Consider the following 15,964-nt stretch of genomic DNA (forward strand, 5'->3'; position numbering starts at 1 on the left):
ACATGGGACGAGTTCCCTCCGTAGCGTCGAGTACATCGACCACCGTCGGAGGAGCAGCAGAATGTCCACCAGCACCCTGTCCGTGAACACCCCCACCCAGCCCGCCCGTCAGCCGGCGTGGAGCGGCTTCGCCGAGGGGCCGTGGACGGACCAGATCGACGTGCGCGACTTCATCCAGCGCAACTACACGCCCTTCACCGGTGACGCCTCGTTCCTGGCCGGTCCCACGCCGCGCACGACCGCGATGTGGGCGCGGCTGACCGCGATGTTCCCAGCCGAGCGGGCGCGCGGCATCCACGACGTCGACCCGCACACCCCGTCGACGATCACGTCGCACGAGCCCGGCTACATCGACCGGCACAACGAGCTGATCGTCGGCCTGCAGACCGACGCGCCCCTCAAGCGCGCGATCATGCCCAACGGCGGCTACCGGATGGTCGAGAAGGCGCTCGAGACCTACGGGTTCGAGCCGGACCCGGTCGTCGGCGAGATCTTCACCAAGTACCGCAAGACCCACAACGACGGCGTCTTCGACGTCTACCCGCCGGCGGTGCGCGCGGCGCGCTCGGCGCACCTCATCACGGGCCTGCCGGACGCCTACGGGCGCGGCCGGATCATCGGCGACTACCGTCGCGTCGCCCTGTACGGCGTCGACGCGCTGATCGCGGCCAAGCGCAAGGACCGTGCCGGGCTGGACCAGGAGCGCTCGTCGGAGTCCGTGATCCGGGACCGCGAGGAGAACGCGGAGCAGATCCGCGCCCTGGGCGAGCTCAAGACCATGGCCGCGTCGTACGGCTACGACATCTCCGGTCCCGCGACGACCGCGAAGGAAGCCGTCCAGTGGCTGTACTTCGCGTACCTCGGCGCCGTGAAGGAGCAGAACGGTGCGGCGATGTCGCTGGGCCGCACCTCGACGTTCCTCGACGTGTACCTGCAGCGTGACCTCGCCGCGGGCCGGATCACCGAGCAGGACGCGCAGGAGCTGATCGACGACCTGGTCATCAAGCTCCGCATCGTGCGGTTCCTGCGCACCCCCGAGTACGACGAGCTGTTCTCCGGCGACCCCACCTGGGTGACGGAGTCCATCGGCGGGATGGGGGAGGACGGTCGGACGCTGGTCACCAAGACCTCGTTCCGGTACCTGCAGACCCTCTACAACCTGGGTCCGGCCCCCGAGCCGAACCTGACCGTGTTCTGGACGGACCGGCTGCCTGACGGGTTCAAGCGCTTCTGCACGCAGGTCTCCATCGACACGTCCGCGCTGCAGTACGAGTCGGACGATCTCATCCGTGAGTCCTGGGGGGACGACGCGGCGATCGCCTGCTGCGTGTCGCCCATGCGCGTGGGCAAGCAGATGCAGTTCTTCGGAGCGCGCGTCAACCTGGCCAAGGCCCTGCTGTACGCGATCAACGGGGGCCGTGACGAGCTGACGGGCAAGCAGGTGGCGCCCGCCGCGCCGGCCGTCGTCGGCGACGTCCTCGACTACGACGACGTCGTCGCGAAGTTCGACGTGATGCTCGACTGGCTCGCGCAGACGTACGTCGACGCGCTCAACTGCGTGCACTTCATGCACGACAAGTACGCCTACGAGCGCCTCGAGATGGCTCTGCACGACAAGGCGGTGCTGCGGACGATGGCGTGCGGGATCGCCGGGCTGTCCGTCGTCGCCGACTCGCTGTCGGCCATCAAGCACGCGGGCGTCCACCCGGTGCGCAACGCCGACGGACTGGTCACCGAGTACACGGTGGACGGGGACTTCCCCACCTACGGCAACGACGACGACCGGGCCGACGAGATCGCGGTCTGGCTGGTCGAGACGTTCATGGCGAAGATCCGCCGCACCCCCACGTACCGCGACTCGATCCACACGCAGTCCGTGCTCACCATCACCTCGAACGTCGTCTACGGGAAGTCGACGGGCTCCACGCCCGACGGTCGCGTGGCCGGCCAGCCATTCGCTCCGGGGGCCAACCCGATGAACGGCCGGGACTCGCACGGGATGCTCGCCTCCGCGCTCTCGGTGGCAAAGCTCCCGTACGCCGAGGCGATGGACGGGATCTCGCTGACGTCGTCGGTCATCCCGACCGGCTTGGGCCGGACGCGCGACGAGCAGGTGACCAACCTGGTCGGGCTGCTCGACGCGTACATGATGTCGTCGGGCTACCACCTGAACATCAACGTGCTCAACCGCGAGACGCTGGAGGACGCCATGGAGCACCCCGAGGACTACCCGCAGCTGACCATCCGGGTGTCGGGCTACGCCGTGAACTTCGTGCGGCTCACGCGCGAGCAGCAGCTCGACGTGCTGTCCCGGACGTTCCACGGCTCGGTGTGAGCCGACGATGACACAGACCACCCAGGTGCACGGCGTGGCTCCGTGGCCGACCGTGCACCTGGGTCTGCCCCGGGCGAAGGCCGGCACGGCCGGTCTCTCCTCTGTCGAGCTCGACCACGCGGCGAAGATGGCGGCCGTGCGTGCGGGCGACCTCGGCTCGGTGCACTCGTGGGAGCTCGTCACCGCGGTCGACGGGCCCGGCACGCGCCTGACGGTGTTCCTCGCCGGCTGCCCGTTGCAGTGCCTGTACTGCCACAACCCCGACACCATGCAGATGCGGCGCGGGACGGACGTGACGGCCGACGAGATCCTGGCGCGGGTCGCCCGGTACCGGACGGTGTTCACGGCGACCGGTGGCGGTCTGACGATCTCCGGCGGTGAGCCCTTGATGCAGCCGGCGTTCGTCGCGCGGCTGCTGCGCGGCGCGAAGGCGATGGGCGTGCACACCACGGTGGACACGTCCGGCTTCCTGGGCAGCCAGTGCAGCGACGCGATGCTCGCGGACATCGACCTCGTGCTCCTGGACATCAAGTCCGGGCTGCCCGACACCTACCGTCGCGTCACGGGCCGGGCCCTGCAGCCGACGCTGGGCTTCGGGCGCCGGCTGCGCGAGAGCGGCACCCGCACGTGGGTGCGGTTCGTCCTCGTCCCCGGGCTGACGGACGCGCCCGAGAACGTCGAGGCGGTCGCGGAGCACGTCGTGGCGCTCGGGAACGTCGTCGAGCGCGTCGAGGTCCTGCCGTTCCACCAGATGGGGCGCGACAAGTGGGACGAGCTGGGGATGCGGTACGAGCTGGGGGACACCGAGCCCCCGACCCCGGAGCTCGTCGAGCGCGTGCGCGCGACGTTCCGGGACCGGGGACTCTCGGTCTACTAGGCGTTCGGCACGTTGGCGACGCCGTCGGCGAGGATCCGCCGCCCGAGCACCCGCTCGGAGTAACCCGTGCGGTCCAGGTACGGCGTGAGCCCACCGAGGTGGAAGCCCCAGCCGGCGCCCAGGATCATGCACAGGTCGATCTGCTGCGGGGTGGCGACGACACCCTCCTCGAGCATGTGCCCGACCTCGACCGTGAGCGCCGTGAGCACGCTGTCGAGCACGCCCGCCTCGTCCAGCGGAGCGTCTCCGGAGCCTGTGCCGTCGAACACCGCCTGGATGGCGGGGTCGACCGGCTTGGGCAGCCCCTTGGCCTTCGCGGGGAGCACCACGGTGGTGCCGTCCGCGACGAGCTTCTCCAGGCCGGGGGAGCGGGGGAACCGATCGCCCAGCTCCTCGCGCAGCGACGTCAGCACGTGCAGGCCGACGGCCGGGCCGACCAGGTCGAACAGCTCGAACGGCGGCATCGGCAGGCCGAGCGGACGCAGGGCGCGGTCCGCGACCTCGACCGGCGTGCCCTTCTCGACGGCGTCGACGATCACGCCGAGGAGCAGGACGAGCAGCCGGTTGACGACGAAGCCCGGACGGTCCGCCACGAGGACGGCCGTCTTGCGCAGTTTCGCCGCCACGGCGAACCCGGTGGCCAGAGCCTCGAGCGACGTCGTCGAGGCCTGCACGACCTCCACCAGCGGCATCGCGGCCACGGGGTTGAAGAAGTGCAGCCCCACGACGCGCTCGGGGTGCTGCAGGTCGGCGGCCATCGCGGTCACGGACAGCGCGGAGGTGTTGGTCGCGAGGATCGTCGTCGGGGAGATGACGGTCTCCAGCTCGGCGAACACCTTCTTCTTCAGGTCGAGGATCTCGGTGACGGCCTCGATGACGAGGTCGCACGACGCGAACTCGGCGAGGTCCGTGGTGCCGTGGATCGACCCGAGCAGGCGGCTCGCGGCCGACTCGCTCATCCGGCCCGTCGACGTCAGGCGGTCGACGGAGGACCGCACCGCGGCGAGGCCCTTGTCGACGCGCTCCTGGTCCAGGTCCCGCATGACGACCGGGACGCCGAGCCGCTGCGCGAACAGCATCGCGATCTGCGCCGCCATGAGCCCGGCGCCGACGATGCCGACGCGCGTGACGGGCTGCGCGAGAGAGCGGTCGGGGGCGCCGACCGGCTTCTTGCCGCCGGACACGAGCCCGAACGCGTACACCGACGCGCGCATCTCGTCGCTCATGATCAGGTCGGCGAGCGCCTCGTCCTCGGCCGCGAAGGCCTCCTCGCGGGAGGCGGTGCGCGCTGCGGCGACCAGGTCGAGCGCACGGTACGGCGCGGGCCGGGAACGGTGGATCACCGTGTCCAGGCGCTGACGGGCCGCGGCGACGACGCCGTCCCAGACCTCGGCGCCGTCCAGCTCCCGGCGGGGGACGACGACCTCGCCGGTCACCACGCGGGCAGCCCAGCGGATGGACTCCTCGAGGAAGTCGGCGGGGTCGAGGACGACGTCCATGAGACCGATCTTCGTGGCCTCGACCGCGGCGAACGGCTTGTTGGCCGCGGGCCGCGTGAGGATGACGTCGAGCGCCTTCTCGACGCCGACGAGGCGCGGCACGATGTAGGCGCCGCCCCAGCCGGGGACCAGACCCAGGCCGGTCTCCGGGAGCGCGAGCGCCCGGACGTCGGAGGCGACGGTGCGGTAGTCACAGTTCAGCGCCAGCTCGAGGCCGCCGCCGAGCGCGACACCGTTGACGAACGCGAACGTCGGGACGCCCATGGAGTGCAGGAGCTCGTACGCACGGTGGCCGTTGCGACCGAGCCCGAGAGCGCCCTCGCGGCCGGGGATGGTGCCGATCTGCGTGAGGTCCGCGCCGGCGGCCAGGTAGTACGGCTTGCCCGTGACCGCGACGGCGGCGACCTCGCCGGCCGCGACGCGCGCCTGCACGGCAGTCAGCGTGGCGGTCAGCTCGGCGATGCCCAGCGGGCCGAGCGTCGTCGGCTTGGTGTGGTCGAGGCCGTTGTCGATGGTGACGAGCACCAGCGTGCCGGCGCCGCCGGGAAGGGCGACGTCGCGGCCGATGGCGTGGCTCACGCGCTCGGCGCGAGGAGTCTCGGTGCTCATGTCGCTCACTTGGTCGTCCCCTCGAGAGGCTCGTAGTCGGCGTGGTGCGGGTTCTCCCAGATGACCGTCCCGCCCTGGCCCAGACCCACGCACATGGTGGTCAGGCCGAAGCGGACGTCCGGGTTCTCCTCGAACTGGCGGGCCAGCTGCGTCATCAGGCGCACGCCCGACGAGGCGAGCGGGTGGCCCACGGCGATCGCGCCGCCGTACTGGTTGACGCGGGGATCGTCGTCGGCGATGCCGAACGCGTCGAGGAACGACAGCACCTGGACGGCGAACGCCTCGTTGATCTCGAACAGGCCGATGTCCTCGATGGACAGACCCGCACGGTCGAGCGCCTTGACGGTGGCCGGCACCGGGCCGATGCCCATGATCTCGGGCTCGACGCCCGCGTACGCGAAGGACACCAGACGCATGCGCGTGGGCAGGCCCAGCTCGGCGGCGGTCTCCTCGGCGGCGAGCAGGCAGGCCGCGGCGCCGTCGGTCAGGGGCGCTGCGGTGCCGGCGGTCACGCGGCCGCCGGCGCGGAACGGCGTGGACAGCTTCTGGATCGCCTCGACGGTGGTGCCGGGGCGCGGCGGCTCGTCGGCGGTGGCCAGGCCCCAGCCGTTCTCCGGGTCGCGCAGCGCGACGGGGACCAGGTCGGGGTCGATCTTGCCGGCGGCCAGCGCCGCGGCGTACTTGTCCTGGCTGGCGACGCCGTACGCGTCCGCCCGCTCACGGGTCAGCGCGGGGAACGTGTCGTGCAGGTTCTCGGCCGTCACGCCCATGTTCAGGGCGTCGTTGGCGACGAGCCGCTCGGACAGGAACCGCGGGTTCGGGTCCGCGTCGAAGCCCATCGGGTGGTGCCCCATGTGCTCGACACCGCCGGCGAGGGCCACGTCCTGCGCACCGAAGCCGATCGCGGCCGCCGTGTTCGTCACCGCGGTCATCGCACCGGCGCACATGCGGTCGATGGCGTATCCGGGCACGGACCGGGGGAGCCCGGCCAGCACGCCGACCGTGCGGCCGAGGGTCAGGCCCTGGTCGCCCTGCTGCGTGGTCGCGGCGATGGCGACCTCGTCGATGCGCTCGGGCGGGAGCTCGGGGTGTCGGCGGAGCAGCTCCCGCACGGTCTTCACCGACAGGTCGTCGGCGCGGGTGTGGGCGTACAGCCCGTCCTTGCGCGCGCGGCCGAACGGGGTGCGGACCCCGTCGACGAACACGACGCGGCGGACCAGTGCTGCGGGGCGGGGAGATGCGGTGGGCATCGAGCCTCCAGGGCGGGACGGCGGTGTCCGACGAGCACGCGAGAGCGGGCCCGTGACGGCCGACGCTACCCGGGTCTCCCGGGCAGAGCCAGCCATAAGTTACTCAAGAGTAACACCGGCGTCAGGCGCGCGGGAGGGCCTCGAAGGCGTCCGCCAAGGGCTGCGCGACCAGCCCGATCTGCCACGGTCGGGCGCCGCCGGCCTGCAGGAACCCGGAGATCCCCTCGACGTCGAGCACCGCAGGGGGTGTCCAGCAGAGCCGGCGCAGCAGGTCGGGCTGCAGCAGGTTCTCTGCCGGCACCACGTGCGTGGTGGACAGGTCGGTGACCACCTGGCGGGCCGCGACCAGGCGCGCGGCGGCAGACGGGTCCTTCTCTGCCCACGCCCGCGGCGGCGGCGGCGCGTCGCTCTTGGGGCCGCGCACCGACGGCAGGTCGGCGTCGGGTGTCGCCAGACCGCGGTCCACGGCCTGCTGCCACAGCGCGGCGCGGCGGCGGGTGCCCTTGCCGGCGAACGCCGGGAGCGCTGTCAGCTCGGGGACCGAGCGCGGGAGAGCCTGCGCCGCGGCGACGATCGCGAAGTCAGGCAGGACGCGGCCGGGGGAGATGTCACGCGTCCGCGCGTTCTGGTCGCGCGTCAGCCACAGCTCGCGGACGACGGCCAGGCGGCGCGCGTCGCGGATGGCGTGCAGTCCGGAGACCCGTCGCCAGGGCTCGACCCGGGGCGGCGGGAGCGGTGCGGTGCGGACTGCCTCGAACTCCTGCGCGGCCCACTCGGCCTTGCCGGCGACGGCCAGGCGCTCGGCCAGCACCTCACGGAGCTCCACCAGCACCTCGACGTCGAGCGCCGCGTACCGCAACCACTCGGACGGCAGCGGTCGGGTGGACCAGTCGACCGCCGAGTGCTCCTTGGCCAGGCCCAGCCCGAGGGCGTCGGCGACGACGGCGGCCAGCCCCACCCGGTCCAGGCCGAGCAGCCGAGCGCCCAGCTCGGTGTCGAACACCCGGCTCGGCCTCATCCCCTGCTCGGCGAGCCCGGGCAGGTCCTGCGACGCGGCGTGCAGGACCCACTCGACGCCGACCAGCGCATCGGAGAGCGCTGACAGGTCGGGCACCGCGACGGGGTCGATGAGCGCGGTCCCGGCACCCTCGCGCCGCAGCTGCACCAGGTAGGTCCGCTGGCCGTAGCGGTACCCCGAGGCGCGCTCGGCATCGACGGCCACCGGCCCGGTGCCGGCGCCGAACGCGGCGACGACCGCGGCCAGGGCCTCGGGCGTCTCCACGACGGGCGGGATGCCCTCCGCGGGCTCGGTGAGCATGGTGATCTGGGGGAGGTCGACCTCGACGTCAGGGTCAGAGGTCGGAGGCGGCACGGGCCCCTCAGGGGCGCCGGTCGTCACCTCGGGTCGCATGAGGTCCACGGTAAGCGACGACGCCGACCCTGCTGTGCAGGCCGCGCGGAGGGCGGGGTACTTCCACCCCGATGGCGCCTGTACATCCAGGTCAGGCGAGCACGCCGCCGCGGATGGAGATGGCGACGAGCTCCGCACGGTCACCCGTGCCGAGCTTGCGCGAGATCCGGGCCAGGTGGCTCTTCACCGTCAGTGCTGACAGGCCGAGGTCCTCGCCGATGAGGCGGTTGGTGCGCCCGTCGGCGACGAGCTTGAGCACGCTGATCTCCCGCGCGGTCAGGTCGGGCAGCGGCGGAGGCGGCGCAGCGGCGACGGCGGCGCGGTGCAGGGTCGGCACGGTGGAGCCGGCGACGACCCCGCGCAGCCCGCCCTGCAGCAGGATGCCGAGCTCGGGGCGGCTGGCGCGCCGGGTGAGGACCACGACGCGCGGAGCACCACGGCGACGCAGGTTGCGCACGAGAGGAGCGCCGTCGCCGTCGGCGACCTCGGTCACGACGACGCACATCTGCTGCGTGGACGACGGCGGCGTGCGCGAGCCGGACACGGTGGGCCTGAGCCCGGGCCGTCGGGCCGGGGCCAGGTCGCGTCGCAGGGGCTCGATGGTCACGTGCCAGTCATCGGCATCGTCACCTCGTGACTTGAGCCGGATCCTGTGAGCTGGCCCCCCCGAGCCCTCGATCAGCGCCGTGGCCCGAAGGCGATGACGCCGTCGGGCAGTGGTTCGAGTCCCGCTGCGGTGCACAGCAGGGTTCCCCAGGCCTGGAGATGGCGTCCGAGATCCTCGTCGGCTGCGGTCCAGGAGGCGCGGATCTCGAGCTCGGTCTGCTCGGAGCGGCGCTCCAGCGCACCGAAGCTCTGCGAGAGCACCCGGGTGACGGTCCCCCCGGCGGCGTGAGTGTCGAGGCCCGAGTCCTCCAGCGCGTCGGTGAACCACGTCCACGCCACCTCGGCGAGGAGAGGATCCGCACCGACCTCGGCCTCGAGGGTCGCCCGCACGAGCGTGACCAGCCGGAACCGACCGTCCCAGGCCTCCTGCCCCGCCGGGTCGTACAGCACGACGAACCGACCGGAGGCCAGCTCGGCCGCAGCGACGGACCGCCGGGCCGTGCGCACCTCGGCGGTGAGCGCAGCGGAGAAGGGGGCGATGCGGGCAGGACCCGGTACCTCGTCGAGGACGACCTCGGGGCGGAGGGTCACCCGGCGCAACGAGCGCAGCGCGCTCACGAACTCGACGGGGACGTCCTCCGGACCAGCGGGTGTCACGCAGTGGAGCGTACGGGTGAGGGGCTCTGAGCACGCGTCCGGCACGCCGCTCGCCGGGCCGCAAAGCGGGAGGACGACCCCCCGGCGCCGTCGGCGCCGCGGACTGCGCTCAGCAGCAGCGTGCCCCGGGGTGGGCGTCCTGGTCCGCGTGACGTGCGCGCCAGTAGGCGGCCTCCGTCCCCGGGTCGGTGCCGGGGTGCACACGAGCGACGTGCGCGACGTAGCGGGCGTAGTCGTGGTCGCCCAGGAGGGAGGTCGTGTACCACCGCACGGCACGGCCGGTCCGCGCCAGTGCGTGCACCAGCCGGGGGAGGGTGCGGCGCTGATTCACGAGCCGGCTCCCGTCGGCGTCCGCTCCCGCTCGCGCGCGGCCCAGAGGGCCTGCACCTCGCGCTCGGCGGGTGTCGGGATCATCCCGCGCGGGGCGAAGGTGCGTGACGGCTCGTCGGGCTCCTCGGTCGTGGGAGAGCCACCGGCGCGGACGGACCGCACCATCACGACGACCCCGACCGCCACGATGATCAGCACCAGGACGGCGAAGATGATCGACAACGTCCCCTGGATGGCCGTGTTGCGGATGACCGCGTCCATCGCCTCGGGCGACGTGGCGACGCCGAACGTCTCCTCACCGGCGGCCTTGGCGTCCTGGAAGGCCCGGTGCTGCGCCCAGTACCCGATGCGCGGCTCGCTGGAGAAGATCTTCTGGTACGACGCGGTCATCGTCACGGCCAGGTCCCACACCAGCGGGACGGCAGGGATCCACACCCAGCGGTAGAGCTGCTTCTTGACGACGACGACGGTCACGACGGTGAGGGCGATGGCGGCGAGCAGCTGGTTCGCGATCCCGAAGAGCGGGAAGAGCGTGTTGATCCCGCCGAGCGGGTCGGTCACTCCCATCAGGAGGATCGCCCCCCAGAGGACGACCACCACGATCGAGCAGATCCACGCGCCGACGCGCCACGACGGGTCGCGGAACTTGCGCATGGGTCCACCGATGTTGCCGAGGCTGTCGGAGAGCATGAACCGCGCGACGCGGGTCCCCGCGTCGACCGTCGTCAGGATGAACAACGCTTCGAACATGATCGCGAAGTGGTACCAGAAGGCGGCCAGCCCGGTGCCGCCGAACACCGAGCTGAGCACCTGGGACATGCCGAACGCCAGCGTCGGTGCACCGCCGGTCCGGGAGACGACCGACTCCTCGCCGACCGACTCGGCGGCACCCTCGATCTCCCCGGCCGTGATGGGTGGCCCGCTCAGGCCGAGCCCGTTGACGTAGTCGGCGGCCGTCTCGGGCGTGCCGCCCGTCGCGCCGGCCGGGGCGTTCATCGCGAAGTAGAGGTGCTGGTCGATGACGACCGCGGTGATGAGAGCCATCACGGCGACGAACGACTCCGTGAGCATCCCGCCGTACCCGATGGGCCGCGCCTGGCTCTCCTTCTCCAGCAGCTTCGGCGTGGTCCCGGAGGCGATGAGCGAGTGGAACCCGGACAGCGCACCGCACGCGATCGTGATGAACAGGAACGGGAACAGGGTGCCGGCGAACACCGGGCCGTCGCCCTGGAGCGCGAACGACGACACGGCCGGTGCCTGCACCTCCGGCCGCGCGATCAGGATGCCGACCGCGAGCAGCACGATCACTCCGACCTTCATGAAGGTCGACAGGTAGTCGCGCGGCGCGAGCAGCAGCCACACCGGCAGCACCGATGCCGCGAAACCGTACGCGGCCAGCCACCATGCGAGCGCCACCGGGCTCAGTGTGAACCAGTCCTGCCCCCACTGCGTCTCGGCCACCCAGCCGCCGGCGACGATCGCCAGCAGCAGCAGGGCGACGCCGATCGCCGTGACCTCGGAGATCCGGCCGGGTCGGAGGAAGCGCAGGTAGACGCCCATGAACAGCGCGATCGGAATCGTCATCGCGATGGAGAAGACGCCCCACGGGCTCTCTGCCAGCGCGTTGACCACCACGAGCGCCAAGACCGCGATGATGATGATCATGATGACGAAAACGGCGATGAGCGCAGCGACGCCCCCGAACCGCCCGAGCTCGTCGCGGGCCATCTGACCGAGGCTGCGACCTCGACGCCGGACCGAGATCGACAGCACCAGATAGTCCTGTACGGCCCCACCGAGGACGCAGCCGACGATGATCCACACCGTGCCCGGCAGGTAGCCCATCTGCGCCGCCAGCACCGGACCGACGAGCGGCCCCGCGCCGGCGATCGCGGCGAAATGGTGCCCGAACAGCACGCGCCGGTCGGTCGGCATGAAGTCCTTGGCGTTGTCGTACCGCTCGGCCGGGGTGGCCCGGTCGTTCCGCGGGCGCACGATCTTCGCCTCGATGAGCCGCGAGTAGAACCGGTACCCGATGACGTACGAGCACACGGCGGCGAACACGATCCACACGGCGTTGATCTGCTCGCCGCGGGCCAGGGCGACCACCGACCACGCGACCGCGCCGATGATGGCGACGACGGTGAAGGCGAGGCGGTGCGACGCGGGCATCGGTCGCCGTTCCACGACGGCGACCGGCGGCAGGTCTGGGTCGGTCCGGATGTGCTCAGTCTCCGTGCTCGCGACCATGAGCTGCCCCCTTCGGCATCGTCGTCGACGAGCACCGACGCTAGTGGGTGCGTGGCATGCCGCAACAGGGCGGTCGACGCGGACAGCGCCACGGCGGTCGTGGACACGCTCGGCCCGGTACGGAGAACAGGCTCTAGGCTGGTCGGCGCACCCAGAACCCCCGGACGTCGCCACACCCGACCTGCGCCTGCACGTGCCCCCCACGCGCTCGACGCCGTCGCGGCCGCGGCACGAGCCGGGCCGTCGATCGAAGGAGCTCTCCCGCATGGTCGCCTCAGGAACTGCCACCGGAACCGCGCAGATCGGTGTCACCGGGTTGGCGGTGATGGGCCGCAACCTCGCCCGGAACTTTGCACGCAACGGCTTCACCGTGGCCATCCACAACCGCTCGTACGCCAAGACCGAGTCCCTGGTGGCCGACCACGGTGACGAGGGCGCGTTCGTCCCGTCCGAGTCCGTCGAGGACTTCGTCGCGTCGCTGGCCCGGCCCCGCAAGGTCGTCGTCATGGTGAAGGCCGGCGGTCCCACGGACGCGGTCATCGACGAGCTGGTGCCCTTCCTGGAGGAGGGCGACATCGTCGTGGACGCGGGCAACGCGCACTTCCCGGACACGATCCGGCGTGAGGCCGCACTGCGCGAGAAGGGCCTGCACTTCGTGGGCTCGGGCGTCTCGGGCGGCGAGGAGGGTGCGCTGCTCGGCCCCTCGATCATGCCCGGTGGTACCAAGGAGTCGTACGAGTCGCTCGGCCCGATCCTCGAGAAGATCTCGGCCAAGGTCGACGGCGTGCCGTGCTGCACCTACGTGGGCCCCGACGGCGCCGGACACTTCGTGAAGATGGTCCACAACGGCATCGAGTACGCGGACATGCAGCTCATCGCGGAGGCGTACGACCTGCTGCGCCAGGGCTTGGGTGCTTCGGCCGCGGAGATCGGCCAGATCTTCGCCGACTGGAACACCGGTGACCTCGAGTCGTTCCTCATCGAGATCACCGCGGACGTCCTGCAGCACGTCGACGCCGAGACGGGGTCGGCGTTCGTCGACATCGTGCTCGACCAGGCGGAGCAGAAGGGCACCGGGCGCTGGACCGTGCAGAACGGTCTGGACCTCGGGGTGCCGATCACGGGGATCGCGGAGGCCACGTTCGCCCGCGCGCTGTCCGGCTCGGTGCCGCAGCGCTCGGCCGCCGCCGGCGTCCTTCAGGCCCACACCACCGAGTGGGACGTCACGGACCGCGACGCGTTCATCGAGGACGTCCGGCTCGCCCTGTACGCGTCCAAGGTCGTCGCCTACTCGCAGGGCTTCGACCAGATCGCGGCCGCCAGCGCCGAGTTCGGATGGGACATCGACCGCGGGGCCATGGCCCGCATCTGGCGTGGCGGCTGCATCATCCGCGCGCGCTTCCTCAACCGCATCACCGAGGCGTACGAGCGCGACGCGCACCTGCCCCTGCTGCTCGCCGACGAGTACTTCACCGGGGCGGTCGGGAACGGCGTCGAGGCGTGGCGCCGGATCGTCGCGGGCGCGGCGCTGCACGGCGTGCCCACCCCGGCGTTCTCGTCGTCGCTCGCGTACTACGACGGTGTCCGTGCCGAGCGGCTGCCCGCCGCGCTGATCCAGGCGCAGCGCGACTTCTTCGGAGCGCACACGTACCGCCGCACCGACAAGGACGGCACCTTCCACACCACCTGGTCGGGCGACCGCTCCGAGCAGACCGCGTGAACGACGGGTCCTCGGCTGCAGCGACCTCCGGGCCGCTGCAGCCGGTCATCCTGGGCGCCGACATCGGCGTGTACGCCCTGGCTCGCTCGTTCCACGAGGCGTACGGCGTCACGTCGGTGGTCGTCGCCGGTGCCGCCCTCGGGCCGGTGGCCCACTCGCGCATCGTGCGGCACGAGATCGTCGAGGACGGCCACGATCCCCGCCAGCTGGTGGACCGGCTCGTGGCGGTCGCGCAGTCGATGCCCGACCGCCGCCTGCTGCTCATGGCCAACTCGGACTGGCTGGTCCGGGTCGTCGTCCAGCACCGCGCGCTGCTGGAGCAGTACTACGTGGTTCCGTTCCTGTCCGAGCACCTGCTCGACCAGATCTCGGACAAGGCCACGTTCGCGCAGATCTGCGACGACCTCGGCATCTCGGTGCCGCGGACGCTCGTGCAGGAGTTCGGCTCCGCGGGGCCGTGGGAGGCCGTGCCGGTCGACCTGGAGTACCCGCTGATCGCGAAGGCCGCCAGCAGCGCGGACTACCAGGACGTCGAGTTCGAGGGCAAGAAGAAGGTCTTCGAGATCGCCACGCCCGAGGAGCTCACCTGGCTCTGGGGCGCGCTGCGGTCGGCGGGGTACCGCGGCCGGTTCGTGGTGCAGGAGCTGGTGCCGGGCGACGACACGCAGATGCGGTCGATCACGGCGTACGTGGACACCCACGGCGAGATCACGCTGCTCTGCTCGGCGCACGTGCTGCTCGAAGAGCACACGCCGTCCGGGCTGGGCAACCCGGCGGCGATGATCACCTACCGCGACGACCCGATGCTCGCGCAGGCGCGGACGTTCCTCGCGTCGACCGGGTACCGCGGGTTCGCCAACTTCGACGTGAAGGTGGACCCGCGCACCGAGCAGTTCCGGTTCTTCGAGGTCAACCCGCGCATCGGCCGGAACAACTACTACGTGACCGCAGCGGGGGCCAACCCGATGCGGTTCGTGGTCGAGGACGCGGTCGAGGGCCGGTCGGTGACGCCGGTCGTGGTCGAGAAGGAGATCCTCTACTCGGTCGTGCCGAACCGACTGCTGCTGCGCTACGTGCGCGACGCACGCCTGGCCGCGCGCGTCCGGCAGCTGATCAGGGCGAAGGCGGTCGTCCGTCCGCTGCAGTACCGCAGGGACCTGTCACCCCGCCGACGGCTGTACGTCGCGCTGGCGCTGGTCAACCAGGTGCGCAAGTTCCGCCGGTACTACCCGGAGGTCACCTCCACGGGCTTCTGACGCCGCTCCCGACCCGCGGGACTAGGTGGTCCCGTGGGTCGGGAGGCGGAGCTCCGCGACGAGGCCGCCGTCGGGGCGCGGGGTCAGGAGGAGCCGGCCGCCGTGATGGTCGGCGACGGCCTGCACCACGGTGAGCCCCAGCCCGACGCCGCCGCCGGCCGCGGTCCGGTCGGCGGCGCCACGCCGGAACGGGAGGACGAGGTCCGCGGCGGCCCCCGGTGGCACCAGCGGACCGGTGTTCTCGACGACCACCCGCCCGATGCCCGGCTCGGCGGTCAGCCGGATCGCGACGTGGCCGTGCTCCACGTTGTGGTGTTCCGCGTTGTCCACGAGGTTCGCCACCGCGCGGGCCAGCAGGGCCGGCTCGCCGGGCACGGTCACGTCGGTGAGGTGCACCTCCCAGGTGAGCTCGTCCTCGGGCGTGCGGGTCTGGTCCACGGCGTCGGCGACCAGGGCCCGTAGGTCCACCGGGCGGGGCGGTCCGGTCGCCTCGCCGGACTGCGCGCGGGCGAGCACGAGCAGCCCGTCGATCGTCCGGGCTGCCCGCCGGCTCTGCTCGAGCGCGGTCGTCGCGGCGGCGCGCAGGTCGTCGGCGTCGGCGTCGGGGTCCGCGAGCGCGACGTCGAGTGCCGCCCGCTGGTTGGCCAGGGGAGTCCGCAGCTCGTGCGACATCGTGGCCACGAGTCGGCGCTCCGAGGTCACCGTGCTCTGCACCCGGCCCAGCAGCTCGTCGAACGTGTCGGCCAGCGCGCGCAGCTCGTCGCGCGGGCCACCCAGGGCGATGCGTTCGTCGAGGGAGTCCGCGGAGATGCGCCGTGCCCGGGCGGTGATGGTGTGGACGGGAGCGAGGAGCCGGCCCGCGACGACCCAGCCGATGCCGACGGACACCGCCGTGACGAAGGCCAGCGCGAACCACGAGCTCTGGGCGAGCTGCGCTGTCTCGTCCGTGCCGTCGTCGTCGCGCGACTCCGTGACGACGGGCCCGGGGGGCGGGCCGTCGGCGTCTGCGCCCGGTGCCTGCTGCGTCGTCGCGCTGCCGGACTGCACCTCGCCCCGCGTGACCAGCCCGTACACGAGCGTGAGCAGCACCGCGCCGGACACCGCGATGATGACGGTGTACGCGATGGTGAGCCGCCAGCGGACGCTCAGCGACCGTCTCACGCG

General features: G+C 72.0%; 12 protein-coding genes. 4 read left to right on the plus strand and 8 right to left on the minus strand.

The window, feature by feature from the left end; all coding sequences use genetic code 11:
- The first annotated feature begins 61 nt into the window (after positions 1-61).
- Positions 62-2,335, plus strand: a complete 2,274-nt coding sequence (pflB, locus tag ASG23_RS16055; RefSeq protein ID WP_056027110.1) for a formate C-acetyltransferase — start codon at positions 62-64, stop codon at positions 2,333-2,335.
- 7 nt (positions 2,336-2,342) lie between these two features.
- Positions 2,343-3,212 carry a pyruvate formate-lyase-activating protein gene (gene pflA / locus ASG23_RS16060; protein ID WP_056027113.1) on the plus strand — a complete coding sequence of 290 codons (870 nt, stop codon included), beginning with the start codon at positions 2,343-2,345 and terminating at the stop codon, positions 3,210-3,212.
- Here the strand turns inward: pflA and ASG23_RS16065 are convergent.
- The 7 genes from ASG23_RS16065 to ASG23_RS16095 form a co-directional block, all read right to left on the minus strand.
- The gene (locus ASG23_RS16065) at positions 3,209-5,320 is read right to left on the minus strand and encodes a 3-hydroxyacyl-CoA dehydrogenase NAD-binding domain-containing protein (protein ID WP_056028434.1); all 2,112 of its coding nucleotides are present in this window, start codon (positions 5,318-5,320) and stop codon (positions 3,209-3,211) included. The genes pflA and ASG23_RS16065 overlap by 4 nt on opposite strands.
- A 5-nt stretch (positions 5,321-5,325) precedes the next feature.
- Complete coding sequence (locus tag ASG23_RS16070; protein ID WP_056027116.1) at positions 5,326-6,570, minus strand: thiolase family protein; 1,245 nt, start codon at positions 6,568-6,570, stop codon at positions 5,326-5,328.
- A 121-nt stretch (positions 6,571-6,691) separates the two neighbouring features.
- Positions 6,692-7,981, minus strand: a complete 1,290-nt coding sequence (locus ASG23_RS16075; RefSeq protein ID WP_056028437.1) for an HRDC domain-containing protein — start codon at positions 7,979-7,981, stop codon at positions 6,692-6,694.
- A gap of 91 nt (positions 7,982-8,072) precedes the next feature.
- Positions 8,073-8,588 (minus strand): response regulator transcription factor, encoded by a 516-nt coding sequence (locus ASG23_RS20715; RefSeq protein ID WP_268760894.1) that lies wholly within the window; start codon positions 8,586-8,588, stop codon positions 8,073-8,075.
- 71 nt (positions 8,589-8,659) lie between these two features.
- Entirely contained in the window at positions 8,660-9,244 is a 585-nt protein-coding gene (locus ASG23_RS16085; RefSeq protein WP_056027119.1) for a DUF3000 domain-containing protein, read from the minus strand.
- 109 nt (positions 9,245-9,353) lie between these two features.
- Positions 9,354-9,575 carry a YbdD/YjiX family protein gene (locus tag ASG23_RS16090; protein WP_235521162.1) on the minus strand — a complete coding sequence of 74 codons (222 nt, stop codon included), beginning with the start codon at positions 9,573-9,575 and terminating at the stop codon, positions 9,354-9,356.
- A complete protein-coding gene (locus tag ASG23_RS16095) occupies positions 9,572-11,824 on the minus strand; it encodes a carbon starvation CstA family protein (RefSeq protein ID WP_056027122.1) in 2,253 nt (750 codons plus the stop codon). Before ASG23_RS16095 ends, ASG23_RS16090 begins: the two co-directional genes overlap by 4 nt.
- A gap of 265 nt (positions 11,825-12,089) precedes the next feature.
- Between ASG23_RS16095 and gndA the strand changes: the two genes are divergently transcribed.
- Both gndA and ASG23_RS16105 read left to right on the plus strand, forming a co-directional pair.
- Positions 12,090-13,544 carry an NADP-dependent phosphogluconate dehydrogenase gene (gene gndA, locus ASG23_RS16100; RefSeq protein ID WP_056027125.1) on the plus strand — a complete coding sequence of 485 codons (1,455 nt, stop codon included), beginning with the start codon at positions 12,090-12,092 and terminating at the stop codon, positions 13,542-13,544.
- Positions 13,541-14,800, plus strand: coding sequence for a carboxylate--amine ligase (locus tag ASG23_RS16105; RefSeq protein ID WP_056027129.1), 1,260 nt, complete (start codon positions 13,541-13,543; stop codon positions 14,798-14,800). The genes gndA and ASG23_RS16105 overlap by 4 nt, the downstream gene beginning before the upstream one ends.
- 21 nt (positions 14,801-14,821) lie before the next feature.
- Here ASG23_RS16105 and ASG23_RS16110 read toward each other — a convergent pair whose 3' ends face one another.
- Entirely contained in the window at positions 14,822-15,961 is a 1,140-nt protein-coding gene (locus ASG23_RS16110) for a sensor histidine kinase (protein WP_056027135.1), read from the minus strand.
- Between the last annotated feature and the right edge of the window lie 3 nt (positions 15,962-15,964).

This window comes from Cellulomonas sp. Leaf395 (assembly GCF_001424125.1).
In the GTDB taxonomy this organism is placed as follows: domain Bacteria; phylum Actinomycetota; class Actinomycetes; order Actinomycetales; family Cellulomonadaceae; genus Cellulomonas.